The following is a 24545-nucleotide window of genomic DNA, read 5'->3' as shown; positions in this document are numbered from 1 at the left end:
GCGCGGCGGCGGCTCAGGAAGCGGCCGGAGCCGTGGCCGTCGAGCGTTCCATGGCGTGCGAGACGACCGCGATCAGCACTTCCTTGACCGACTCGCGGTCCCGGGCGTCGCACATCAGCAGCGGCACGTGCGGGTCGAGGTCGAGCGCGTCGCGCACGGTCTCCACCGGGTGCATCTGCGCGCCGTCGAAGCAGTTGACGGCTATGGCGAAGGAGATGCCGCGCCGCTCGAAGTAGTCCACGGCGGCGAAGCAGTCCTCCAGCCGCCGGGTGTCGGCGAGCACGACGGCACCCAGCGCTCCTTGCGCGAGTTCGTCCCACAGGAACCAGAAGCGGTCCTGCCCCGGCGTCCCGAAGAGGTAGAGCACCAGGTCGTCGCGGAGGGTGATGCGGCCGAAGTCCATCGCGACGGTGGTGGTGCTCTTGCCCTCCACGCCCGCGAGGTCGTCGACCGGGCGTCCGGCCTCGGTCAACGACTCCTCGGTGCGCAGCGGCCGGATCTCGCTGACCGCGCCCACCAGGGTGGTCTTGCCGACGCCGAAGCCGCCGGCCACCAGCATCTTGAGCGCGACCGGCTCCTCGGCGGCCGCGCGCCGCCGGTCAGAGCGCCCGAAGGCCATCGATCTCTTCTCCCGTCCCACAACGGATCCCCAGGTCGTCGGACCGCAGGGCGTACAGCAGGTCAGTACGGCAACTCGGTACAGCGAGGAACCCTACAACGTTGTCCGGGCCAACTTCCCTGCCTCAGGAAGCGGTTGCATAACGACCTGGCCGCCGGACGGCGAACGCCCGGGCGTGGCCCGGGCGTTCGGTGCGGCTTTGGGGTGATGCGTTCCCGTGCGCGGGTCCGCATCACCCCAGGTGTGCGCTCAGTGACTGACGGCGCGGGTGGTCAGGCCGTAGCCGTACGGGAAGAGCGGGTCGTAGTGCGGGTCACCGACGTTGATCGGCTCCTGGGACTCGCTGCGCGGCCAGCTCACCGGGAGCTTGCCGGTGAAGGGCCGCTTGCCGAAGAGCACGTCGGCGACGCCCTCGCCCTCGCTGCCGGGCAGCCAGGACGCCACGAAGGCGTCGGTCTTGGGCAGTTCACCGGTGATGATCTGCGGGCGGCCCGCAACGTCGAGCACCACGCAGGTCCTGATGGCGCCGCAGACCTTGTCGACGGTGGCCTGGTCGGTGGCGGACAGGTCCAGCGTGTGGCCGTTGCCGACGTCGCCGACGCCTTCCGCGTAGGGCGTCTCGCCGATCACGACCACGCCGACGTCGTAGCCGTTCATGGGCTTCGAGGCGTCCTCGCTGAAGGTGACGTTCGGGTCGTCCTGCTCGATGCCCTTGAGGATCGTGGTGCCGGGGATGGTGTCGCCGGACGAGCCCTGCCAGGTCAGCGTCCAGCCGCCCGCCTGGTTGCCGATGTCGTCGGCGTTGCCGCCCGCCACGTAGATCTTCTGCGAGGGCTTGAGCGGCAGGGCGTGGTCGGCGTTCTTCAGCAGCACCTGCGACTCGGCGGCGGCCCGGCGGGCGACCGCGCGGTGGGCGGGCGAGCCGATGGTGCCGATGTTGCGGCGGTCGGTGTAGGGGTGCTCGAAGAGGCCGAGTTCGAACTTGGCGCGCAGGATGCGGCTGACGGCGTCGTCGATGCGTGACATCGGAACGCGTCCGGCCTGCACCTCGGAGATCAGCGTCTGCTCGAACTGGGCCGCGTTGTACGGCTCCATGAACATGTCAAGCCCGGCGTTGACGGCGGTGCGCACCTGGGTCGCGTAGTCGCCGGGCAGTTGCTCGATGGCCTGCCAGTCGCTGATCAGGAAGCCCTTGAAGCCGATCTTCTCCTTGAGCACGTTCGTCAGCAGTTGCTTGTTGGCGCTCATCTTGACCGGGTTGCCCACGCCGTCCTCGGTCCAGTCGACGCTGGAGTACGAGGGCATGATGGCGCCGACGTGGTGGTCCTGGACGGCGGTGACGTACGGCGCCAGGTCGATCCGGCTGAAGTGCGACCAGTCGGTGATGTCGACGCCCTGGTCGAGCGTGTACGTGCCCGTGGTGGAGGAGCCGTAGGCGGTGTCGCCGTCGCCCGCGAAGTGCTTGGAGGTGGCCAGGACGTGGTCGGGACGGGCCAGGTCGCCCGGTGACGTGCCCTGGAAACCGTCGATCGACGTCTCCATCTCTTCAACGAGCTTGGGGTCCTCGCCGAAGCTCTCGTAGGTGCGCCCCCAGCGGTCGTCGCGCACCACGCAGTCGCAGGCGGCGAAGACCCACTGGGGTCCGGTCGCCCGGGTCTCGGTGGCGGTGACGTGCTCCTCCTCGCGCACCAGCGCCGGGTCGCGGGTCGCGCCCATGCCGATGTTCTGCGGGAAGATCGTGGCGCCCAGCAGGTTGTTGTCGCCGTGCACGGAGTCGATGCCGTACAGCAGCGGGATGTGCAGCCGGGTGGCGAGTGCCTGCTTCTGGAAGCCGTCCACCATGTCGGCCCAGGCGGACGGGGTGTTGGGGGTCGGCGTGGAGCCGCCGCCGGACAGGACCGAGCCCAGGCCGAGGCCGGTGATCTGCGTCGGGTCGGAGGTGACCGCCGACCGCTCGGCCTGCGTCATCTGGCCGATCTTCTCCTGGAGCGTCATCCGCCCGAGCAGGTCGTCGACCCGCGTCTGCACCGGCAGCCGTGGGTCGAGGTACGGGGGCGACGCGGTGGTGTGGGCGCCCGCCGGGCTCGCGGTGGCGGCCGGCACGGCGGCGGCGACCAGGGCGGTCGCGGCCAGCAGGGTGCCGACGAGGCGGGCGGGGCGGGAGCGGCGACGGTTGCGTCTGCCGCGAAAGGGGTGGTCTCGCACGCTGTCCTCCGGGATGGGGAACCGGCCGGTCGAAACGTGGATCGCGGGCTCCTGACGGATCGGCAGACGCCCGGCATGACCTTCCCCCGTCGCGTGACGGCAGTCAAGAGATGAAACACAGGAAGACGACAGTCGGCTCAAGGTTTCGTTTGTTGAACGTGAGGCGCCTCAGTCGCGACGGGAACGCCGGTCGGCGTCACCCGGTGTTCCGTACGGGAGCGGCGTGCGGCGGGACCGTCGGGTCCGCGCCGCACGCCGCTCGCTCGTACGGGTCACAGGGCTCGCAGGCCGTCGATCACCTCGCGCAGCAGTCCCGCGTCCGGCAGTTCTGCGGGCGGGACCGGCCGGGTGACGTGAACGTGTCCCGCGTCCAGCAGGTCGCCGATGAGCACCCTGAGCACGCCGACCGGCAGGTCGAGCCCGGCCGCGAGTTCGGCCACCGAGATGGGCTCCTGACGGCACAGTTCCAGGATGTCGAGGTGCTCAGGCGTCAGCGAGTGGTCGGTGGCCGCCACGTCGTCGGTCTCCGCGTACCGGTCCGCGGTGATCACCAGCGCGATCAGGTCGAGCCGGTCCTCGGCGGCATGGGTGGTACGGCCGCGCGTCATGGCGTACGGCCGCACCACCGGCCCCGCCGCGTCGTCGTACCATCGGTCCGCTTCGGTCATGACGCTTCGTCAGCCGGTGACGCGCGGCGCGGCGCCGAGGTGGGCGCCGACCCGCTTGACCAGCAGCGCCATCTCGTAGGCCACCTGGCCCACGTCGGAGTCGGCGTCGGTGAGCACGGCGAGGCAGCTGCCGTCGCCCGCGGCGGTGACGAAGAGGAAGGCCTGGTCCAGCTCGACCATGGTCTGGCGGACCTGTCCCGCCTCGAAGTGGCGTCCCACGCCCTTGGCGAGGCTGTGGAAGCCGGAGGCGACGGCGGCCAGGTGCTCGGAGTCCTCACGGGTGAGGTCCTTGGAGGCGCCGGTGGCCAGCCCGTCGCCGGAGAGCACCAGCGCCTTGCGGATGCTGGCCACCCTGTCGACCAGATCGTCCAGCAGCCAGTTCAGTTCGCCCTTCGGGCCCGTTGGCGCGGTCATCGACCGTCCCCCTCCGATGTCGTTCCTGTCGCGTCGCCGCCGGGGTCGCCGGGGGCGTCCGCACGGTCGGGTGTGGTGCCTGTGGTGCCTGTGGTGCTCGACGGGCCGGGGCCCGGCGCGTCCTCGTCGGCCTCGGCCCGGCCGCGTTGCCAGCCACGCTGCAACGAGGCCATGCGGGACCGCAGTTCGTCGGCGTCGCGGTCCGCTCCCGCCGGTTCCTGGGGAGCCGGCTGCCGGGTCTGCGTGGTGTCGTCGGCGCGCAGTTGCGGGGCGAGGCTGGCTTGGCGCACCCGCTTGGGCAGGCCGCCGCCGACCGGTGCCCCGGCGCCGGAGTCGGTGGCCGGGCGGTCCGCGTCGGCGCGGGGCCGGGCCGCCTGGGCCGGGACGCGCCTCCTGCGGCGCGGCAGCGGCGCGTCGTCCGGGGCGGGCCGCGCGGCGGGGCGGCCGTCGTCGTGGCGTTCGCCGCGCGGGGCGGGCACGGTGGCGTCCTCGGCCTGCTGGTGCTGCTCGGCGAGGCCCGCGTCGGCGCTGTCGGGGTGATCGCCGGTGCGGTTGCCGGGGTGACTGGCGGTGCCGGCACCGTCGGCGTCGGGCCGGTCGAAACGGCGGGCGGTGCGCGGCGGGCGGCGGCGCGGCAGCCGTGCCGCACCGGTGTCGTCGCGGGCGTGTGCGTCGTCGTCCCCGAGGGCGTCGGTGTCACCGGGCGAGCCGGGCAGCATGCCCCACTCGCGGAACGCCTCGCGCGACGCTCCGGCGGCCTCCACCCTGGCGGTCCTGACGGGCAGCACGATCTCGTCCGGCACGCCGTCGGCGTCGCCGACCCCGAGGGCGGGGCGGGCCTGACGGGCGGTGTGCTCGGCGCCGTCGGGAAGCGCCTGCTCGCCGGTGGCCGCGTCGTCGCCGGCCTCGGTCAGCAGCGCGGTCGGCACGAGGACGACCGCGGTGGTGCCTCCGTAGGGCGACGGGCGCAGCGAGACGCGCACACCCTGCCGCTGGGCGAGGCGGCTGACGACGAACAGGCCGAGGCGGTCGGTGTCCGACAGCTCGAACTCGGGCGTCTCGGCGAGCCGGAGGTTGGCGTCGAGCAGCGCCTCCGGGGTCATGCCGAGGCCGCGGTCGTCGATCTCCAGCACGTAGCCGTTGGCGACGTGCTGCCCGTGCACCTGGACGGTGGTGTGCGGAGGTGAGAAGACCGTGGCGTTCTCGACGAGTTCGGCCAGCAGGTGGGTGAGGTCGCCGACCGCGGGGCCCGCCACCGCGAGCCGGGGCAGCCGTCGCACCTCGATGCGTTCGTAGTCCTCGACCTCGGCGACGGCCGCGCGCACCACGTCCATCAGGGGCACAGGCTTGCGCCACTGCCGGGAGGGGGCGGCGCCGGAGAGGATGACCAGGCCCTCGGCGTGCCGCCGCATGCGGGTGGTCATGTGGTCGAGCTTGAACAGGTCGGCGAGTTCCTCACCGGCCTCGGTGCGGCGTTCCATCGCGTCGAGCAGGGTGAGCTGGCGGTGCAGCAGGACCTGGTTGCGGCGGGCGAGGTTGACGAAGACGTCGGAGACGCCGCGGCGCATGTCGGCCTGGCGCACGGCGGCCTCGACGGCGGCGCGCTGGAGGGTGTTGAGCGCCTTGCCCACGGCGCCCATCTCGTCGTCCGGGAACTCCAGGCGCGGCACCTCGGTCTCGATGTCGACGTCCTCGCCCGCGGCCAGCCGCCGCATGACGCGTGGCAGCCGGGTGCCGGACGCCTCCTGGGCCTCCTTGCGCAGCGCGGACAGGTCGCGGGCCAGGCCGCGGCCGACGCGGAAGGAGACGACGACGGAGATCACGACGGCCAGCAGACCGAAGCCGCCCGCGACGCCCGCGCGGACCAGGACGCCGACGGCGTAGGGGTGCACGCGCTGCTTGTAGTCGTCGCCCGCCTGCCGGTCCAGCGACGACAGGTCGGACAGCACGGAGGAGGCCGTGGTGCGCCAGTCGGCGGCGGTCACCTGGCGGGTGGCGTCCGACGGTTGCGCGTCGAGGACGCGTTCCTCGTCGTCGTGGAGCGCCTGCCCGGTGCTGGAGCGCCAGTAGTCGTCGAAGAGCGCGGCGTCGGCGGCGGTGAGCAGCTGCGGGTAGGTCGCGTAGATCAGGCGCTGTTCGGACACCGCGTCGGAGAAGGCGCGCTGGTCGGCGCGGGTCATCCGTCCGGCGACCAGCGCGGCCGAGTACAGGGAGTCCTCGCGGCTGACCGCCTCGCGGGCCATCGACAGCTGGGTGAGCACCCGTGACTGGCGGTCGAGTTGCACGTTCTGCAACGGGTTCAGGCCCAGGAAGAAGGTGAAGTACGGGTCGACGAAGCCGTTGTACGAGGCGTACGCGGCGGACGGCGACAGCTTGCCCGAGGCCACCTGGGAGCGCAGGCCCTGCAACTGGGAGGCCTGTGCGAGGAGCGCGTCGAGGCGTCGGCGCGAGTCGGGGTCGAGCTGCTGGGGGATGTGCTGGGAGCGGCTGTTGGTCCGTACCACCGCGATCGCGTTGTCGGTGTGCTGCCCGGCGGCGCGCAGGTCGGCCAGGGCGCCCGCGTCGTGCGGGTCGGCCAGGAAGACCATGGCGTCCTTGCGCTCGGTGGACAGCGCCTCGACGGCGTCCTCGACCGGGTAGCCGACGCGGTCGGTCACGTGCGCGACGTCCATCAGACGGACCACTCCACCGACCGAGATCATGGCGGCGAACGCCCAGAGCGCGATCAGCGACACCAAGGGCACCAGCAGCAGCGCCACGATCTTCCGACGGATCGGTTTACCGCGAAAGCGCATGGCCTCCCCAACGTCGGCCCCGAACAGGGGCGGTGGACCGTCAAACGGCGCGAGCCTACTACTGCCGGGTGACCAACTCGAATGCAAGTCCGCGCACTTGAGGCGCTTGACCAGGCCGTAATGTCATGATTCAGGCAGGGATAGCGGGTTTTACCGTGTGACGGACCGCGAGCGGCCCCGGACCGCTCTATGATCTTCACGGCGGCGAGTGGCTGAAAACGCACCCCCGCGCGGGAACCGGAACGGCTCGCCGATCGTGCGTCAGTACGGGAGGATCTTCCGGAATACCGGGGCGGAAACCGGGCAGTCACCCGTCAGCCGGGCGGTCCGCCCACGGAACATATCGGTCCGTATCCCCGAGGGGAGCGCAGCACCATGGACACCGAGTCGCGCCTCAGCACGCCCCGCGGCGCCACCGCGGCCCACGACGCCGGGGATTCGGCCGATCAGGCGCCGACGCGGAGGCGATCGGACGGTACGTCGCCTTCGGGACGGACGGCGGTGCGCGGCGCGGGTCCCGGGCTGTGGACCGAGAACCGGGTGGGCACCGCGAGAATGCCCGACCCGGTGCGCACCGCGGCGGTCCGCGCGGCCCTCATAGCCTCCGTCACCCTCATCGAGGCCGTGGTCGCCATGTTCGGCACCCTGGCCGGCGCCTGGGTCGCCGCTCCCGCGCTGCTGGCCACCGTGCTGTCCACGGTGGTCTCCACCTGGGCGGTGGTGGACGTGTGGGTGACCCGCCAGGTGTGGAACCAGCGGCACGGCGTGGTCTCCAGCCCCAGCAGCGCCGCCCGCGCGCTGCGCCGCGAACGGCGCCGCGAGCGCCGGGCGGCCCGGTCCTCGCGATCGTCGCGGTCGGCGGACCGGCCACGGGAGGACCGCGTCCGCGGCCACGTGGTCTCGCGCGCCTGAACCCCCCGGCGCGCCGTGCCCGTTATCCGGTGACCTCCGCGGGCCTGCGGAACATCCGGGTCGCGGTGATCTCCCCGTGCACCGGCTCGCCGTCCGGGTCGGGCTGCGGCAGTCCGGGGCGCAGGTGCTCCTCGACGCTGATGTACTTCAGGCCCGCCCGCAGGTCCGCGTCGTTGCGCAGCCGTACGACGAGGGGGAACTCGGCCAGCGCCGTCGTGTCGAACAGGCCGGTGGTGTAGATCAGCTGCACGCCCAGCGCGTCGGCGACCGCGCGCTGCAACTCCAGCAGGTACGTGGCGTTGGCCCGGCCGATGGGGTTGTCCAGGAAGAGCGTGCCCGCGTGGCGCTGCCGGTCGCGGCCGCTGTCGTTGCTGCGCAGCGCCGCCATCGTGCAGTACAGCGCGATGGCGGCGGTCAGCAGCTGGCCGCCGGAGAAGACGTCGCCCATCTGCCCGACCGGCACCCGCTCGGCGCGCAGCACGGCGTCCGGCTTGAGGATCTCCACCGCCACGCCGCGCGGCTCAAGGGCCGCGGCCACGCCGCGCAGCAGCAGCGTCATGCCGTCCCTGCGCAGGTCGGAGTTCTTGCGCACGGCGGCCCTCGTGGCCTCGTCGATGACCTCGCCGAGCCGCTCCACGAGGTGCGCGTGGTCGGGGTCCTCGAAGCGGATGCGCAGGAACTCCTGGCCCGACCACTCCCCCAGTCCCTCGGGCAGCCGGGACAGCCGCTGCGCAGAGCGCAGGGTGGCGAGCGACGCCTCGACCAGGCCGCGCAGCCGGTCCACGATGCTGTCGCGGTTGCGTTCCAGCTGCGCCAGCTCGTCGGTGAGGACCCGCAGCCGGGGGGCGAACGCGGCGGCCCAGGCGGCGGCGTGCTCGGGCAGCGCGGAGCCGGGCAGTTCGCGGATCTGCTGGCGGGCCGGGGTGCGTACCTGCTCGTAGCGGGTGGCGTTGGCGTGCCGCACCAACTGGTCGCACGCTTCCCGCAGTTGGGCCTCGGCGGCGGACAGGTCGGCGGCGCAGCCGCGCAGCGAGCGGCGGGCCTCCGCGGCGGCCTGCCGGGCCTCCTCGGGACCGCCCGGGTAGGGCTCGGGCGGCTCGGCGTCAGCGCCGTCCTGCGCGTTGTCCCGCAGCAGGTCGCGCAGGAGGGCCGCGGTCTCCTCGAACGCGCCGGCCGCGTCCTGCGCGGCGCGGTGCGCGTACTGGAGGTGGGCGTGCCGCTCGCGGGCCTGCTCCAGCGCCTCGTCCCGGGCGGCCAGTTCGGTGCCGACGGTGCGCAGCAGGGCCTGCGCCCGCTCCGCGTCCTCGGGGACCAGGTCCTCGGGCAGCTCGGCGTGCGCCTCGCCGTCGGCGGGGGCCAGGCGTTCGGCCTCGCCGCGCAGACGGCCCAGGTGTTCGCTGGCGGCTCCCGCGCGGGTCTCGATGCGCTGCACCAGCGCCTCGGCGCGGGCGGCTGCCGCCTGCCGGGACGGGCCGTCCGCGCCGTCCGGGCCTTCGAGCAGCTGGGCGGCGCGGGTGCGGACCTTGTTGGTGAGGCGGTCGAGTTCGGCGAGGGTGGCGCTCTCCTCGCTCTCCGCGCGGGCCTGTTCGGCCCGCAGGTCCGCGCCGACGCCGACCTTCTCGTACACCTGGGAGGCGGCCCGGTACGCCTCGCGCAGCGCGGGCAGCGGGGCGTCGACCGGGGCGCCGTCGTCGGGCTCGCCCTCGGGGGCCCCGGCGATCTCGGCGCGTTCGGCGCGCAGCGCCCGTACGGTGCGGCGGGCGTCGTCGGCGGCGCGCTGGGCGGCGCGGCGGTCCTCGTCGCAGGAACGGGCCCGGGTCAGGCACGCTTCGGCGCGTTCCTGCGCCTCGGCGGCCTCCTCGGCGAGTTCACGGGTCCTGCGCTGCCATCCGGCCCGCTCGCGCAGCCGGAACGCCAGCCCGGCGAGCGCGTCGGCGCGGCGGCGGGCGCGCTGGGCGGCGTCCTGGCGTTCGGCCTCGGCGCCGGTGGCCGCGGTGGCCGTCTCGTCGGCCTCGGCGCGCCGGGCGCGGGCGTCGGTGAGCGTCTGCTGCGCCACGGCCACCGCGTCGCGGGCGCCGGTCACGGCGGCGGCCAGCTCGTCGAGCCGGCCGGGCGGGCAGGAGGAGCGCCACGAGCCGAGCCGGGCGGCGAGTTCGCGATCGTGGCCGAGGCGCGCGGCCAGCTTCCGGATCTCCTCGTCGCGTCGCGCGGCGCGCGTGCGCAGCGCCTGCCGTTCGCCGTCGGCGGCCTGTTCGTCGTGCATGGCCGGGTTCGGCGGTACGAGGAAGACGTCGGCGGGCGAGTCGCCGGGGGTCGGGGCGAGCAGGGCGGCCGAGGTGCCGACCGCGACGGTGGACCGGGGCAGCAGCGCGGCCTGGGCCAGGATCTCGCGGGCCCGCTGGTGGGTGCCGGGGTCGGTGACCACGACGCCGTCGACCAGTTCGGGGCGGGCGGCCAGCACGGCGGCGTGGTCGGCCGGGTCGACCGCCTGGGCGAGGTAGCGCCAGCCGGGCAGCGCGGGCACGCCGTGCTCGCCGAGGTACTCGACGGTCGCCAGCACGTCGGGGCCGGGCGGCAACAGTCCGCCGTCGCCGAGGGCGGCGAGGATGCGGGAGTCGTCGGCGGCCGAGGTGCGCAGTTCGAACAGCTGGCGCTCGGCGGCGGCCACGCTCCCGCCGAGCAGTTCGCGCAGGGTCTCCGCGCAGCGGTCCAACTCCTCGACGGTGAGGGGCCCTTCGGCGGTGCGGCGGCGGACGGCGGGCGCGGACGGCGGGGTGGCCGCGTCGTCGGCCGTGTGCTCGGGCGAGTCGCCGCGCGGGGCGGGGATGTCCGGGGCGGGGCGGACGGCGGGCGGCAGGCTGAGGAGTTCGGCGAGCCGGTCGGCGCCGGTCAGTGCCTCGGCGGTGCGGTGCTCGGCGGCGTGCGCGGTCTCGGCGGCGGCCAGTGCGTCGGCGGCCCGGTGGGCGGCGAGTTCGGCGCGGCTCTCCTCGGCTGCGGCCTCCTTGGCCCGCTCGGTGGCGGTGCGGGCCGCGTCGCGGGCGGTCTCCCAGGCGGCGACGGCGGTCTTCTCCGCGTCGCTGGCCTCCAGCGCGGCCCGGGCGGGGTCGGCGTCGGGCGCGGCGTCGTCCAGCCAGCCGGCCCGTACCGCCTCGGCGGTCTCCTGCTCGACCTCGGCCAGCCGCTGCTGGAGGTGGCCCATCTCGCTGCGGGCGCGCTGGGCGGCGGTCGCGGCGGCGGTGGCGTCGCGGTGTGCACTGTCGGACTCGGACTGAAGGGTGACGCTGCGCTCCTCCTCCTCGTCCGCGTGCCGCTCGGCGCGGTCGGCGGCGGCGGCGAGGGCGCGCACCAGGTCGGTGGCGGCCTTGGCGCGGGCGGCCAGCGCGGGCGCGGCATCGCGTTCGGCGTCGCGGATGGCGGCGGCCACCCTGGCCGAGCGGTCGGCGGCGGCCCGGTGGCGCAGCACGGTCTCGGCGGCCTGCCAGGCGGAGTGCAGGGTGCGGGCGTCGACCAGCTCGCGGCGCAACGCGGCCGCGTCCTTCTCGGCGGCCGCCAGGCTCAACGAGGCGTGGCGGTAGGCGAGTTCGGCGCTGACGGAGGCGGTGCGGGCACGGGCCGCGGAGGCGTCGGTGACTCCTTGCGCGGCGTCGGTGACCTGCCGGTCGAGGTCGGCGGCGCGGCCGCGTTCCACGGTGGCGCGGGCCGAGAGCCGACGGGCCAGCTCACGGGTGCGCTGCTCGGAGCGGGTGTGCACCGACCGGGCGCGGTCGCGCTGCTCGGTGACCTCGGTGATGCGTTCCAGGTGTTCCAGCGAGCCCGCGGTGAAGTCGCGTTCGGCGGTGAGTTCGGCGCGGCGGCCCAGCTTGTTGGCGAAGCCGTGCACGAGGTCGGCGAGCCCGTCGGTGTCGCGGGTGTCGGTGACGGCGCGCAGCAGCAGGTCGGTGAAGTCGGAGTCCTTCTTGACCGCGAACAGGCCTGCGGCCTCGCCCTCGTCGGCGTTCATCTCCCGCTGGTAGCGGAAGAGTTCGGGGTCGAGTCCCAGGTCGCCCAGGTGCTCGTTCCAGCGGTCGTGGATCTCCTCCCAGACCACCTCCAGGTGCGGGTACGCCTTGCCCGCGTCGGTGACCGCGTCCCGGAAGCCCTTCATGGTGCGGCGGCGCCCGCGCGCCCCGGAGACGCCCTCGGCGGCCGGGCGGACGGTGGCGGCCTCGGCGACCGGCAGCGAGTCCAGCGACAGGCCGGGGCCGGGCCGGAAGGAGTACCAGGCCTCGGCGAACTTCCGCGGGTCGGAGGAGACCTGGCGGCCGCGCCACTCGCTGGCCTTGCCGACGACGACGAGTTCACCGGTGACGGTGTGCTGCCACTCCAGCGCCACGTGGCCGCAGTCGTCGGCGAGCAGGAACTTGCGCAGCACGCCGGAGCTGGCGCCGCCGAGGGTGTTGCGGTGACCGGGCAGCATGACCGAGAAGATCAGCTTCAGCAGCACCGACTTGCCGCCGCCGTTCTCCAGGAACAGCACGCCCGCGGGCGCGGGGCGGCGCGGCGGGCCGACCGGCTCGTCCTCGAAGAACTCCGCCTGCGCGGGCGCGGGGCGCGGCACCGGGTCGCCGACGCCCCGCAGGTCCAGCACGGTGTCGGCGTAGCGCGCGCCGGCCGGTCCGATGGAGTAGAGGCGGACCCGGGACAGCTCGTACATGGCGGCTCTCGTTGTCGTGGTGCGTGCGGGGTTCGGGGCGGGCGGGGTGCGACGCGGGTGGTGTCGGGCCGGTCAGGAGTGGAACGGCAGGCCCGCGTCGGCGACCAGGTCGAGGTCGGCGGCGTCGTCGTCGGGCGGCAGCAGGGTCGCCGAGCCGTCGCCGACCGGGACCACGCCCAGCTCCAGCAGTTCGGCCATCGCGGCGCTGCCGGCCAGGTCGCGCACCTGGAGCTGGTAGCGGGCGGTGGTGCGGTACGTGCCGCCGGACTCGTCGCCGGTGCGTTGCAGGAAGCCGGAGTCGACCAGGAAGCCCACCGCCTTGCCGACGATGCCGGTGGTCGAACCGGCCAGTCTGCGGGCGTCCTTGGTGGCGCCGGTGGCGCTGCGCCGCGCGTAGACCCGCCAGGCGGCCTCCAGGCCGGGGGCGTCGGTGGCCGGGTCGGTGTTCTCCCCGGTCTCCTCGGCGCGCTCCTCCAGCCTGCGGCAGGCCTGCCGTACGAAGGCGTCCACGCCGTTGACGGTGATGCGGCCGATGTAGCCGTCGTCGGCCAGGTCGGCGGGGCGCGGGAAGGCCATGGCGGCGACCGCGAGATGGGCCAGGCCGTGCAGGAAGCGGTCGGTGGAGTCGGAGGCGGCGCGCCGCGAGTAGTCGCCCATGCGCACGGCGAACACCGAGTCCTCGGCGGCGGCCACCGCCATGCCGGCACGCGGCGAGACCTCCAGCACGACCAGCCCCAGCCCGGCCGCGACCGCGTCGGCGAGCCGGGCGAACGCCGGGTCCTCGCGGTGGCGCCGGATCAGTTCGGCGTATTCGGCGTCCCGGGCGGGCAGCAGCTTGGGCTGGAGGCCGAAGGCGACGAGCCGGGCGGCGTCCGCCGTGTCGGCCGGGGTGACGGCCGCCGAGGGGCGGTGCTGCTCCGGTTCCCGCTCCGCTGGGTACTCTGCCTCGCTCACCTGGGGTCTTCCTCCTGCTTCGCGGTCGTCGCGGTGCGCTGCGCCGACGCCGCCCGTGGTGTACCGGCGCGGTGGGCCGCGCCCTCTCCCGCCGTGCGCTCGGCGGCCATGCCCGCGGCGTCGAGCAGGGCCGCGCCGACGATCAGGTCGGCGCCGCCGAACTCCGGGTCGTCCAGCGGTGTGCCGTCGTCCACGGCGAACAGCAGCCTGCGCTCGCCCTGCCGGTACGCGGTGCCGACCGGCGGGCTCGCGGCGTGCACCGCCAGCAGGGCCACCAGGTACGGCAGTTCGCTGTCGCGGCGGCGGGCCTCGGCGAGCAGGCCGGAGAGCCTGCGCGGCGCGTCGTGCGGCAGGTCGAGCAACTCCAGGGCGGCTTCGAGCTGTTCGTCGCTGAAGCGGCTGTCCTCCGGGGTCGCCACCAGATCCGGTTCCGGCATCTCGGCGCCGAGGTGCTCGCGTTCGACGGGCGGCGTCAGCAGCGCGTCCACGAGGTCGCCGACGCGGACGGCCGCAGGGGTGCGCTGGCCGGTGCCGCGGGCGAAGAACGCGTCGGTGACGCGCACGGCGCGTTCGACCGGCAGCGGCAGCACCGGGGCGATCAGCTGCCCGTACAGGTCGAGTCCGGCGCGCGCGGGCGGGGTGGCGAAGGCCTGCCGGTCCTGCTCGGCGCGGAAGAGCGGCCCGGCCTCCAGCAGCCGGGACTGCAACTGGGTGTGGCGGCGGATGCAGTCCTTGACGATGTCCACGAGTTCGGCGGCGCGGCGCTTGTGGTCGGGCTCGGTGGCCTCGTCGCGGGCCTTGCGGATGTTGGTGAGGATCGCGTTCTCGTGGCGGTAGCGGTCGGCCACGTGGTCGAGCGCCTCGTTGATCATGTCGGGGACCGTGCGCAGCCAGTCGACGGCCCGCACGTCGCGCCGGGTCGCCTCCAGGGCGCGGCGCAGCGTCTCCGCGTACTGCACGGTGCGGTAGCGGGCCTGCTCGGCGGCGAGCTGGGCGTCGGCGAGGCGGCCGCGGTTGATCAGCACCTCCAGCTTGACCTCGGCGGCGATCTGGGCGCTGGTGACGTCGGTGTCGAGGGCGCCGACCAGGACGTTGACGGCTTCGTCGGTGGTGCGCAGGTAGACGCTGCCGCCGGGTCCCGGGACCTCCTCGATCAGCTTGAAGTCGTAGTCGCGGCGCACGTAGGCACCGTCGGTGCCGAACGTGCCGTAGACGGCGCGGAAGCCGCGGTCGACGCTGCCGACGTTGATCAGGTTCTCCAGGACCCAGCGGGCGACGCGCTCGTGTTCCACGGCGGGGCGGCCCGGCGTCTGGGCGGCGACCCGGGGCTGGAGGCGGGCGACTATCTGCTCGTGGTCGGCGCCGGTGTCGAAGTCCATGGTCAGCGTGACCAGGTCGATGGCGGCGAGGGCGACCTCGGCCATCGCGTACGTGGAGTACTCACCGGCGAGGTTCGCCTTGCGGACGTCCAGGTCGTGCAGCGGGGCGGTGCAGGCCAGCGCCTTGAGCCGACGGGCCAGGCCCTCGTCGGCTGCCGGTCCCGGCGCGACGGGGCGCGGGACCGTGGTCATCTGGTGCGGCACGCTCTCCGCGGTGGACGCAGTCACGACGGACAGATTAGGCGGTCCCACCGACAACGCTCGAAACGGCACGGTTCGCGCGGGCCCGGCGGCGCGGTGCGCGGAGCCCGGCGGCGCGGTCCGCGGGGGCCGGACCCGGGGGCCGGGCGTCGCGGTCAGTGCAGGGTGCCGCCCGCCATGGCGATGTCGTCGGTACAGGAGGCGGCCGCGGTCAGCACCGCGCGCAGGCCCTCGGCGGCGAGGTCGACCGGCATCGAGGGGGCGCCGCCCTGGGTGACCTGGTCCGGCGCGTACGGAAGGTGGACGAAGCCGCCGCGCAGCCGGGGCCGTTCGGTGGCGATGAGGTGGGCCAGCCCGTAGAAGACGTGGTTGCACACGAACGTGCCCGCGCTGTACGACACCGACGCGGGCACCCCGGCCGAGCGTGCCGCCAGCACGCACGCCTTGACCGGCAGCGTGGCGAAGTAGGCGGCCGGGCCGCCGGGGACGACCGGCTGGTCGAGCGGCTGCCCGCCCTCGTTGTCCGGTATGCGCGCGTCGTCCAGGTTGACGGCGACACGTTCCACGGTGAGGTCGGGCCGTCCGCCCGCCTGGCCAACGCAGATCACGAGCGCGGGGTCCACCCGCTCGACGGCGGCACGCAGTTCGTCCAGCGCGGTGCCGAAGACGCAGCTCAGACGGACGGCCGTGACGTCGAGCCCGTCCGGCGGGAGGGCCGCGACGGCGGAGACCGCCTGCCAGGACGGGTTGACGGTGTCGCCGCCGAACGGCTCGAAGCCGGTGAGCAGGACGCGGATCACGGGGGTCCTCCTTGGAGAATCGGAGAGGCGGTCGAGGCGGTCGAGGCACGAAGGGCGGCCGCGCCGCGGGCCGTCAGAACGCGAAGACCGAGATGATGACGATGTTGCACGCCAGCAGCCCGACGGCGGTGGGCAGTTGGGCCTTGATCGGCCCGTACTGGTCCTTCAGTTCCAGCAGGGTCGCCGGGACGATGTTGAAGTTGGCGGCCATCGGCGTGCACAGGGTGCCGCAGAACCCGGCGAGCATGCCGGCCGCGAGCACGACGGCCGGTTTGCCGTGCGCCTGCTCGATCAGGACCGGCCAGCCGACGGCCGCCGTCATGACGGGGAAGGCGGCGAAGCCGTTGCCCATGATGACGGTGAACAGGGCCATGCCCACGCAGTAGACCACGACGGCGGTGTACGTCTGGCCGTGCGGCAGCACGTGTTCGGTGACCTTGGCGACCGCGGTGCCCACGCCCGCCTGCTGGAAGATCTCACCGAGGGTGGCGAGCAGTTGGGGCAGCAGCAGTGCCCAGCCCATCGCCTCCAGCATGCCGCGCCCGGCGTGCAGCGGTACGGACGGCCGCCGTTCGCGCAGCATCACCATCGCGACGACCAGGGCGACGATCGCGCCGATGCCCAGGCCCAGGATGGTCTCGCTGCCGGACTGGAGGACCGGGGTGCCGCCGAAGCTGATTTTCTTGACGCCGACCGCGCAGGCCATGGCGACCACGGGGATGGTCAGGGCGGGGACGAAGAGCCGGTTGCCGAGCCGGGCGGCGGAGGCGGCGCGCTCCTCGGGTGAGGTGGTACGGACCTGCCCGCGTCCGGTGAGCCCGAATCCGGCCAGGCAGACCGCCACCAGCACGGCCGCGCCCAGCGGTTCCGCCGGTGCGCGCTTGTCGGCGACCCAGGTGCTGTAGACGAATCCGGCGCCGATCACGCCCCAGAACGCGGCGGTGCCGAAGCGCTTGGGATTGCTGCGGTCGGTGAGCATCTGGGCGGCCATGGCCAGGAAGACCGCGCCGACCAGCCAGTAGAACCACTCGGCCCTGATCACGCCGCCGCCTCCTCGGTCCGCGCGCTCCCGGCGAGGGCGCCCGCGCCGCCGCCGAGTTCCCGCTCCAGCGTCCGGTCCAGGCGCAGCAGGCGCGCGCCGTGCAGCAGGAAGGCGCAGGCCGCGGTGGGCATCGCCCACACCGCGAGGTCCAGCGGTTCCAGGTGGGTGTGGTACGTGGTGTTGACGAATCCGGTGATCAGCAGGATGGAGCCGACGGCCAGGAAGCAGTCCTCGCCGAAGAACAGCCCGACGTTGTCGGCGCTCGCGGCGAACGACCTGACGCGTTCCCTGGCACGGTCCGGCAGCGTGCCGTAGCGGCGCTCCGCGGCGCCCTCGGCCATCGGCGCGACCATCGGCCGCACCGTCTGCGCGGGTCCGCCGAGGCTCACCAGGCCGACCGCCGCCGTGAGTTGACGCAGGATCAGGTAGAGCGCGAGGAAGCGTCCGGTGGTCAGCCGGGCGAAGCGGGCGACCAGGGCGCGGCCCTGCTCCTGGAGTCCGTAGCGCTCCAGCAGCCCGATCACCGGCAGGGTGATGGCGAAGACGGTCACCGAGCGGCTGTCGGCGAAGCCGGTGCCGAAGGCAGCCAGCACCGCGCGGGGCGACAGGCCGCCGAGCAGGCCGGTGGCGATGCCCGCCACGCCGACCACCAGGAGGGGATTGCGTTTCGTGGCGAATCCTGCGACCACCACGAGCACGCCGAGCAGAGCGAGCATGCGTCCGCCGCCTTCCGTGCGCGGGACCTCACGTGGCTCGCGAGGAGAGTGCATCGGAGGCTAGGCGATTGTTCAACGATCCCACAATGGTTCGGCGCCAGAATTCTCCCGGCCTACCCGAGGCCGTCGCTCGGGCCCGTCACCCGGGGCCGCGCCCCTACGCCTCGCGCTCCCCGCCCACCAGTTCCGCGTACGCGCCCGACAACTGCCGCTGGGAGTCGTCCAGGTAGGCCGTGAGCAGGTCCTGCGCGCGGGCCGGCTCGCCGTCGGCGAGGGCTTCGAGGATGCGGCGGTTGCGGGTCAGGTACGGCTCGTGGAAGCGGCGCGGGTCGTCCATCACGTGGAAGACCAGCCGTAGTTCGGCCAGCACGCCGCGCATCAGCTCGTCGGTGCGCGGGCTGCCGGCCAGGGCGACGAGGGCCTGGTGGAAGCGGATGTTGGCGGTGGACAGCTCCTGCCAGGACCGTTCCTGCGCGGCCCGCTCGCCCGCCACGACCGCCGCCTCGACCGCGTCCAGCGCGCCCGGCCGCTCCAGGTCGGCGGTGCGCAGGGCGGCGCACTCCACCAGCCGCCGCACCCGGTAGATGTCGTCCAGGTCGGCGACGCTGATCACGCGGACGAAGACGCCGCGGTTGAGCTGGTGGACCAGCAGTCGTTCGTGGGTGAGCAGCCGGAACGCCTCGCGCAGGGTGTTGCGCGAGACGCCGAGCGCACCGCCGATGCTCTCCTCCGACAGCCGGGTACCGGGCGGGAAGTAGCCTTCCGCGATCCGGTCGCGCAGGATGTCGGCCACCCGCTCCGCCGTGCTGGTGCGGCCGAGCAGCGCCCGGTCGGTCTCCAGGCCCGCCACCTCGTCCAGCCCCCGGTCCGCACCGCTCACGTCGCCCGCTCCGCCCTGTTCCGCCCGGTTCGTCGCGGGTCGCCGGACGGCGGCTCGCGGTGGCAGTCAACACCGGCCGCCGGGGCCGGGCCAAGCACACCCCTTGCCGGATTGTTCAACGATCCCTTACGTTACGGCGATGACCGACGACGCGCAGAACGCAGCGCCGATCGACCTCAACGCCGACCTCGGCGAGGGGTTCGGCCGCTGGACCCTCACCGACGACGAGCAGTTGCTCACCGTGGTCACCAGCGCCAACGTCGCCTGCGGCTTCCACGCCGGGGACCCGCGCACCATGCGCCGGGTCTGCGAACTGGCCGCGGCGCGCGGCGTGCGCATCGGCGCGCAGGTCTCGTACCGCGACCTGGCGGGCTTCGGCCGCCGCGCGATGGACGTGCCGCCGGACGACCTGGCGAGCGAAGTCGCCTACCAGATCGGCGCGTTGGAGGTCTTCGCGCGCGCCGCCGGTTCGGCGGTGAGCTACGTCAAACCGCACGGCGCGCTCTACAACCGCGCCGTCCACGACGAGGAGCAGGCCGAGGCGGTCGTCGCGGGCGTCCGGCTGGCCGGGGGCGCGCTGCCCGTCCTGGGTCTGCCCGGCTCCCGGCTGCACGCCGCCGCGGAACGGGCCGGGCTGCCGGTCGTCGCCGAGGCGTTCGCCGACCGCGCCTACACCCGCGACGGCACCCTGGTCCCGCGCACGCGGGCGGACGCCGTGGTCATCGACCCGGAGGCGGTCGTACGCCGGTCGGTGCGGCTGGCGGCGCACCACGAGGTGACGTCGGTGGACGGCGATACGGTCGCGGTCAAGGCGCGATCGCTGTGCCTGCACGGCGACACGCCCGGCGCCGTTCGCCTCGCGCGGCGGGTGCGCGCCGGGCTGGAGGAGGCCGGCATCCCGGTGGCGGCGTTCGCGTGACCGCCCTCACCCCCGCGGAAGCCACCGCGGAAACCGCCGCGGAACCGGCCGACGGGCGCATGCGCATGCTGCCGGTCGGCGACAGCGGGCTTCTGGTCGAACTGCCGGACGGCGCGGCCGTCGAGGCGCTCTACGCGGAACTCCTGCGCCGCACGGGCCGGTTGGCGGCCCCGGCGTCCGACGGCCACGACGAGGGCTTCGATACCCTGCCCGCCGTCGGCGAGATCGTCCCCGCCGCGCGCACCATCCTGCTCACCGGCCTCGCCCAACCCTCGCGATTCGCAGCCGAGTTGGCCACCTGGCGGATTCCACCGCGCGGGCCGTCCGCCGGGCGCGTGGTCGAACTGCCCATCCGCTACGACGGACCCGACCTCGCGGCGGTGGCCGCGCTGTGGGGGGTGAGCGAGCGCGAGGTGGCGCGGGAGCACGCCGCCACCGAGTTCCGGGTCGCCTTCTGCGGGTTCGCGCCCGGCTTCGGCTATCTGACCGGCCTGCCGGAACACCGCCACGTGCCGCGCCGCGACGTGCCCCGGACCAGCGTCCCCCGTGGCTCGGTCGGCCTGGCCGGGCCGTACACCGGCGTCTACCCGCGCTCCTCCCCCGGCGGCTGGCAGGTCGTCGGGACGACGGACGCGGCGCTGTGGGACCCGGCGCGCGAGCCCGCCGCCCTGCTCACGCCGGGGACCAGGGTGCGCTTCGTGCCGGAGGGCGGCGAGTGACCGGCGCGGGAGGGCAGCGGGTGACCGGCGGACAGCTCACGGTGGTGCGGGCGGGGGCCCTGACCACCCCGCAGGATCTCGGGCGTCCCGGCCACGCGCACCTCGGTGTGCCACGGGCGGGCGCGCTCGATCCGCCCGCGCATCGCGCCGCCAACCGCCTCGTCGGCAACCCGCGGGACGCGGCCACGCTGGAGACGACGATCACCGGCTGCGCGCTGCGGACGGACCGCGCGGTCGTCGTGGCCGTCACGGGTGCCCCCTGCCCGGTGCGCGTCGACGGGCGTCCGGCGGCGTGGGGCGAGCCGGTGCGTGTCCCGGCCGGCGCGGTGCTCGAAGCGGGCCCGGCGACCCACGGGGTGCGCTCGTACGTCGCCTTCGCGGGCGGCCTCGCCGTGCCGCGCGTCCTGGGCAGCAGGTCGGCGGACCTGCTGTCGGGGCTGGGCCCGGCCCCGCTGCGCGACGGTGACGTGCTGCCGCTGGGCGAGCCGGGCGACGCGGTGGCACGCCCGGAGCGGGTGCCGCTGCCGGGGCCGCCGCGGGAGTTGGTGCTGCCGCTGCTGCCGGGTCCCCGGGCCGACTGGTTCGCACCGGAGGCCCTGCGGGTGCTGGCCACCGGGGACTACCGGGTCTCCAGTGCGAGCAACCGGATCGGGCTGCGCACCGAGGGCCCGGCGCTGCCGCGTGCCCATGAGGACGAACTGCCCAGCGAGGGAATGGCGTCGGGGGCGCTCCAGGTGCCGCCGCACGGCCGCCCGATCCTGTTCCTGGCCGATCACCCCACGACCGGCGGCTACCCGGTCGTCGGCGTGGTGCCCGAGCGCTTCCTTGCGGCCGCCGCGCAGGCCGTGCCGGGCACGCCGGTCCGCTTCGTACCGCTGAGCCCCGCGCGGATCGTGTCACCGCGCCCGGCAGGGATCACGCCGCGAGTCGCCCTGCCATGCCCGCCGCAGGTGGCACCCCCGCGCCCGGCCCCGGCCGTGGCTCACTCCCCGGGCGGGCCGTAACCGCCGCCGCCCGGCGTGCGCACCACCAGCACGTCGTCGACGTCCACGTCGGCCGTGTCGCAGCCGCGCAGGGTCCGGGTACCGCCCTCCGCGTACTCGACGGCGTTCTCGCCGAGCGCGCCGGGGCCACCGCCCGCCATGCCGTAGGGCGGGACCCTGCGGTGGCCGGTGAGCAGGGCCACCGTCATCGGCTCCAGGAAGCGGATGCGGCGCACCACCCCGCACCCGCCGTGCCACCGGCCCGCTCCCCCGCTGCCGTCCCGCACGGCGAAGCCGTCCACCCGCACCGGGTAGCGCCACTCCAGGACTTCGGGGTCGGTCAGGCGGGAGTTGGTCATGTGGGTCTGCACCGCGTCCGCGCCGTCGAAGCCGTCTCCCGCGCCCGAACCGCTCGCCACCGTCTCGTAGTACTGCACGCGGTCGTTGCCGAAGGTGACGTTGTTCATGGTGCCCGAACCCTCCGCCTGCACGCCCAGCGCCGCGTACAGCGCGCCGGTGACCGCCTGCGAGGTCTCGACGTTGCCCGCGACGGTGGCGGCGGGATACGTGGGCGCCAGCATCGAGCCCTCGGGCACGCGCACCTCGATCGGCTTCAGGCAGCCGCTGTTGAGCGGGATGTCGTCGGCGACCAGGGTGCGGAAGACGTAGAGCACGGCCGCCATCACCACGGCGGTCGGCGCGTTGAGGTTGCCGGGCTGCTGCCGCGAGGTCCCGGCGAAGTCGATGACGGCGGAGCGGGCATCGCGGTCCACGGTCACGCGCACCGCGATGACGGCACCGTTGTCGGTCTCGTAGGTGTACGAGCCGTCGTCCAGCCTGGCGACGATGCGGCGCACCGACTCCTCGGCGTTGTCCTGCACGTGCCGCATGTAGGCGCGCACCACGTCGAGCCCGAACTGCTCCACCATGCGCCGTAGTTCGTGGACGCCCTTGGTGTTGGCGGCGATCTGCGCGCGCAGGTCGGCGAGGTTGGCGCGCGGGTCGCGGGAGGGGTGGCGCGCGCCGTTCAGCAGCTCCAGGGTCTCCGCCTCGCGCAGCCGGCCGTCCCGCACCAGCAGCCAGTTGTCGAACAGCACGCCCTCCTCGTGCACGGTCGTGCTGAACGCGGGCATCGAGCCCGGGGTGATGCCGCCGATCTCGGCGTGGTGGCCGCGCGAGGCGACCAGGAAGAGCAGCTCGCGCCCGGCGTCGTCGAAGACCGGGGTCACCACGGTCACGTCCGGCAGGTGGGTGCCGCCGTGGTACGGGTCGTTGACCGCGTAGACGTCGCCCGGGCGCAGCGAGTCGGCGTCCCGGCGCCGCAGCACCTCCTTGATGGTCTCGCCCATCGAGCCGAGGTGGACGGGGATGTGCGGGGCGTTGGCGATGAGGTTGCCGTGGGCGTCGAACAGCGCGCAGGAGAAGTCGAGGCGCTCCTTGATGTTGACCGAGTGCGCGGTGTTCTCCAGCCGCACGCCCATCTGTTCGGCGATCGCCATGAAGAGGTTGTTGAAGACCTCCAGCGTGACCGGGTCGGCCTCGGTGCCCACGGCGACGGCCTCCGGGCGCGGCCGGGCGCGGGTCAGCACGAGGTGGCCGGTGTCGGCGACCCGCGCCTGCCAGCCGGGGTCCACGACCGTGGTGGCGTCCGGCTCGGCGACGATGGCGGGCCCGGTCAGCACGTCACCGGGGCGCAGGGCGGCCCGCCGGTGGAGCGCGGTGTCCTGCCAGCGGTCCTCGGTGAAGACCTTGACTGTCTCCAACGGGCCTTCCTGTGATGCGGGTTGATCACCCGTCACGTCGGCCGCCGTCTGGCGTCCCGCCGCGCCGGTGGCCTCCACCGTGACCGACTCGACCACGAGTGGCTTGTCCGTGGTGAAGGCGTAGCGCGCCCGGTGGGTCTCCTCGAAGGCGCGGGTCATCGCGGCGACGTCGTCCAGTTCCACCGGCAGGCTGGAGTCGGTCCCCTCGTACCGCAGCAGGACCCGTGCCGTCGTGCGCACCGACGTCTCGGGCACGTGGTCGGCGCGCAGCTGTTCCCGGGTGCGCCGGTCCAACTCGTCGCACACATCGCGCACCTGACGCAGCGTCACATCGTCGAGCGGCGCCTCGACGGACCGCTCGCGCATCGCGGTGGCGTCGGCCAGCCCGATCCCGTACGCGGACAGCACCCCGGCCAGCGGCGGTACGAGCACCGTCTCGACGCCCAGCGCGTCGGCGACGGCGCAGGCGTGCTGGCCGCCCGCGCCGCCGAAGCCGACGAGGGCGTAGCGGGTGATGTCGTAACCGCGCTGCACGGAGATCTTCTTGACCGCGTTGGCCATGCCGAGCACGGCGATCTCCAGGAATCCGGCGGCCACCTGTTCGGGCCCGCGCCGGTCGCCGGTGGCTTTCGCGGCCTCATCGGCCAGCGCGGCGAACCGCTCTCGGACCACCTCGGCGTCCAGCGGCTCGTCGCCGCCGGGCCCGAACACCGCGGGGAAGTGGGCCGGTTGGACGCGGCCGAGCATCACGTTGGCGTCGGTGACGGTGAGCGGGCCGCCGCGCCGGTAGCAGGCCGGTCCCGGCACCGCGCCCGCCGAGTCGGGGCCGACGCGGTAGCGGGCGCCGTCGAAGTGCAGCACCGAGCCGCCGCCCGCGGCGACGGTGTGGATGTTCATCATCGGCACCCGCATCCGCACCCCGGCGACCTCGGTGCCCAGCGAGCGTTCGAACGCGCCCGCGTAGTGCGAGACGTCCGTCGAGGTGCCGCCCATGTCGAAACCGATCACCCGGTCGTACCCGGCCTGCGCGGCGGTGCGGACCATGCCGACGACGCCGCCCGCGGGACCTGAGAGCACCGCGTCCTTGCCCCGGAAGTGGTCGGCCTCCCGCAGTCCGCCGTTGGACTGCATGAACATCAGCCGCACACCGGCGAGTTCGGCCGCCACGCCCTCGACGTAGCGGCGCAGGATCGGCGAGAGGTAGGCGTCGACGACGGTGGTGTCGCCGCGCGGCACGAGCTTGATCAGCGGGCTGACCTCGTGCGAGCAGCTGACCTGGCCGAATCCCAGCTCCCTGGCCACCTCGGCGACCGCGCGTTCGTGCTCGGGGTGGCGGTAGCCGTGCAGCAGGACGACGGCGACGCTGTCGATGCCGTCGCGGCGCACGGCGGACAGCGCCTCGCGCACGGCGTCCACGTCGAGCGGGCGGACCGGCTCCCCGCGCGCGCCGATCCGTTCGGGGACCTCGACGACCCGGTCGTAGACGGCTTCGGGCAGCAGGATGCGGCGGTCGAAGAGCCGGGGGCGGTTCTGGTAGGCGATGCGCAGCGCGTCGCGGAAGCCCTCGGTGGTCACCAGGGCGGTCGGCTCGCCCGCGCGTTCCAGCAGCGCGTTGGTGGCCACCGTGGTGCCCATCTTGACGACGTCGATCCGCTCGGCGGGCACCGGTTCGTCCCCGGCGAGGCCCAGCGCGAGCCGGATCCCCGCCACCGCGGCGTCACGGTGCCTGCCCGGATCGTGGCTGAGGAGTTTGGCGGTCACCACCCGGCCGTCCGGCCGTGCGGCCACGACGTCGGTGAAGGTGCCGCCGCGGTCGATCCAGAACTCCCAGAGCCCGGTCATCCTTCCATTCTGGCAGCGGCGGTCCGGCCCGGCGCGTCGCT

The 24545-nt window shown here is 74.3% G+C and carries 17 protein-coding genes; 4 read left to right on the top strand and 13 right to left on the bottom strand.

The window, feature by feature from the left end; all coding sequences use genetic code 11:
• Positions 1-13 precede the first annotated feature (13 nt).
• From K7472_RS12555 to K7472_RS12535, 5 genes are all read right to left on the bottom strand, one after another.
• Entirely contained in the window at positions 14-619 is a 606-nt protein-coding gene (locus tag K7472_RS12555; protein ID WP_222977164.1) for a GTP-binding protein, read from the bottom strand.
• 249 nt (positions 620-868) lie between these two features.
• Complete coding sequence (locus K7472_RS12550; RefSeq protein WP_372457954.1) at positions 869-2824, bottom strand: glycoside hydrolase family 3 protein; 1956 nt, start codon at positions 2822-2824, stop codon at positions 869-871.
• 272 nt (positions 2825-3096) lie between these two features.
• Positions 3097-3492, bottom strand: a complete 396-nt coding sequence (locus K7472_RS12545; RefSeq protein ID WP_222977162.1) for a DUF742 domain-containing protein — start codon at positions 3490-3492, stop codon at positions 3097-3099.
• 9 nt (positions 3493-3501) lie between these two features.
• Positions 3502-3906: a roadblock/LC7 domain-containing protein gene (locus K7472_RS12540; RefSeq protein ID WP_222977160.1), complete on the bottom strand. Its 405-nt coding sequence runs from the start codon at positions 3904-3906 to the stop codon at positions 3502-3504.
• The gene (locus K7472_RS12535) at positions 3903-6665 is read right to left on the bottom strand and encodes a nitrate- and nitrite sensing domain-containing protein (RefSeq protein ID WP_308013879.1); all 2763 of its coding nucleotides are present in this window, start codon (positions 6663-6665) and stop codon (positions 3903-3905) included. The genes K7472_RS12540 and K7472_RS12535 overlap by 4 nt, the downstream gene beginning before the upstream one ends.
• A 411-nt stretch (positions 6666-7076) precedes the next feature.
• Between K7472_RS12535 and K7472_RS12530 the strand changes: the two genes are divergently transcribed.
• Positions 7077-7613, top strand: a complete 537-nt coding sequence (locus K7472_RS12530) for a hypothetical protein (RefSeq protein WP_252395474.1) — start codon at positions 7077-7079, stop codon at positions 7611-7613.
• Between the two features lie 22 nt (positions 7614-7635).
• Here K7472_RS12530 and K7472_RS12525 read toward each other — a convergent pair whose 3' ends face one another.
• The 7 genes from K7472_RS12525 to K7472_RS12495 form a co-directional block, all read right to left on the bottom strand.
• Positions 7636-12306 (bottom strand): hypothetical protein, encoded by a 4671-nt coding sequence (locus tag K7472_RS12525; protein ID WP_222977157.1) that lies wholly within the window; start codon positions 12304-12306, stop codon positions 7636-7638.
• A gap of 72 nt (positions 12307-12378) precedes the next feature.
• Complete coding sequence (locus K7472_RS12520) at positions 12379-13260, bottom strand: hypothetical protein (protein ID WP_222977156.1); 882 nt, start codon at positions 13258-13260, stop codon at positions 12379-12381.
• The gene (locus K7472_RS12515; protein ID WP_252395527.1) at positions 13257-14831 is read right to left on the bottom strand and encodes a hypothetical protein; all 1575 of its coding nucleotides are present in this window, start codon (positions 14829-14831) and stop codon (positions 13257-13259) included. The genes K7472_RS12520 and K7472_RS12515 overlap by 4 nt, the downstream gene beginning before the upstream one ends.
• Before the next feature lie 164 nt (positions 14832-14995).
• A complete protein-coding gene (gene pcp / locus K7472_RS12510) occupies positions 14996-15640 on the bottom strand; it encodes a pyroglutamyl-peptidase I (protein ID WP_222977155.1) in 645 nt (214 codons plus the stop codon).
• A 73-nt stretch (positions 15641-15713) separates the two neighbouring features.
• Positions 15714-16682, bottom strand: coding sequence for a DUF979 domain-containing protein (locus K7472_RS12505; RefSeq protein WP_222977154.1), 969 nt, complete (start codon positions 16680-16682; stop codon positions 15714-15716).
• Complete coding sequence (locus tag K7472_RS12500) at positions 16679-17398, bottom strand: DUF969 domain-containing protein (RefSeq protein WP_222977153.1); 720 nt, start codon at positions 17396-17398, stop codon at positions 16679-16681. Before K7472_RS12500 ends, K7472_RS12505 begins: the two co-directional genes overlap by 4 nt.
• A 157-nt stretch (positions 17399-17555) precedes the next feature.
• Complete coding sequence (locus tag K7472_RS12495) at positions 17556-18278, bottom strand: GntR family transcriptional regulator (protein ID WP_222977151.1); 723 nt, start codon at positions 18276-18278, stop codon at positions 17556-17558.
• A 139-nt stretch (positions 18279-18417) separates the two neighbouring features.
• Here K7472_RS12495 and K7472_RS12490 point away from each other — a divergent pair, with 139 nt between their 5' ends.
• From K7472_RS12490 to K7472_RS12480, 3 genes are read left to right on the top strand one after another with little or no spacing between them, the layout of a single operon-like run.
• Positions 18418-19197, top strand: coding sequence for a LamB/YcsF family protein (locus K7472_RS12490; protein ID WP_222977150.1), 780 nt, complete (start codon positions 18418-18420; stop codon positions 19195-19197).
• Between the two features lie 59 nt (positions 19198-19256).
• Complete coding sequence (locus K7472_RS12485; protein WP_222977221.1) at positions 19257-19916, top strand: 5-oxoprolinase subunit B family protein; 660 nt, start codon at positions 19257-19259, stop codon at positions 19914-19916.
• 20 nt (positions 19917-19936) lie between these two features.
• Complete coding sequence (locus K7472_RS12480) at positions 19937-20920, top strand: 5-oxoprolinase subunit C family protein (protein WP_222977149.1); 984 nt, start codon at positions 19937-19939, stop codon at positions 20918-20920.
• Here K7472_RS12480 and K7472_RS12475 read toward each other — a convergent pair.
• Entirely contained in the window at positions 20899-24504 is a 3606-nt protein-coding gene (locus K7472_RS12475; RefSeq protein ID WP_222977148.1) for a hydantoinase B/oxoprolinase family protein, read from the bottom strand. The genes K7472_RS12480 and K7472_RS12475 overlap by 22 nt on opposite strands.
• Positions 24505-24545 lie beyond the last annotated feature (41 nt).

Source organism: Streptantibioticus parmotrematis (assembly GCF_019890615.1).
Classification (GTDB): domain Bacteria; phylum Actinomycetota; class Actinomycetes; order Streptomycetales; family Streptomycetaceae; genus Streptantibioticus_D; species Streptantibioticus_D parmotrematis.
Note: the sequence above shows the minus strand (reverse complement) of the source record. Positions and strands in the feature narration are given on the sequence as shown.

Excerpts from the sequence above, each read along its gene's own strand:
- K7472_RS12555 (WP_222977164.1), bottom strand. The coding sequence starts at position 619 with ATGGCCTTCGGGCGCTCTGACCGGCGGCGCGCGGCCGCCGAGGAGCCG.
- K7472_RS12545 (WP_222977162.1), bottom strand. The coding sequence starts at position 3,492 with ATGACCGAAGCGGACCGATGGTACGACGACGCGGCGGGGCCGGTGGTG.
- K7472_RS12540 (WP_222977160.1), bottom strand. The coding sequence starts at position 3,906 with ATGACCGCGCCAACGGGCCCGAAGGGCGAACTGAACTGGCTGCTGGAC.
- K7472_RS12530 (WP_252395474.1), top strand. The coding sequence starts at position 7,077 with ATGGACACCGAGTCGCGCCTCAGCACGCCCCGCGGCGCCACCGCGGCC.
- K7472_RS12525 (WP_222977157.1), bottom strand. The coding sequence starts at position 12,306 with ATGTACGAGCTGTCCCGGGTCCGCCTCTACTCCATCGGACCGGCCGGC.
- K7472_RS12515 (WP_252395527.1), bottom strand. The coding sequence starts at position 14,831 with ATGACCACGGTCCCGCGCCCCGTCGCGCCGGGACCGGCAGCCGACGAG.
- K7472_RS12500 (WP_222977153.1), bottom strand. The coding sequence starts at position 17,398 with ATGCTCGCTCTGCTCGGCGTGCTCGTGGTGGTCGCAGGATTCGCCACG.
- K7472_RS12490 (WP_222977150.1), top strand. The coding sequence starts at position 18,418 with ATGACCGACGACGCGCAGAACGCAGCGCCGATCGACCTCAACGCCGAC.
- K7472_RS12485 (WP_222977221.1), top strand. The coding sequence starts at position 19,257 with ATGCGCATGCTGCCGGTCGGCGACAGCGGGCTTCTGGTCGAACTGCCG.
- K7472_RS12475 (WP_222977148.1), bottom strand. The coding sequence starts at position 24,504 with ATGACCGGGCTCTGGGAGTTCTGGATCGACCGCGGCGGCACCTTCACC.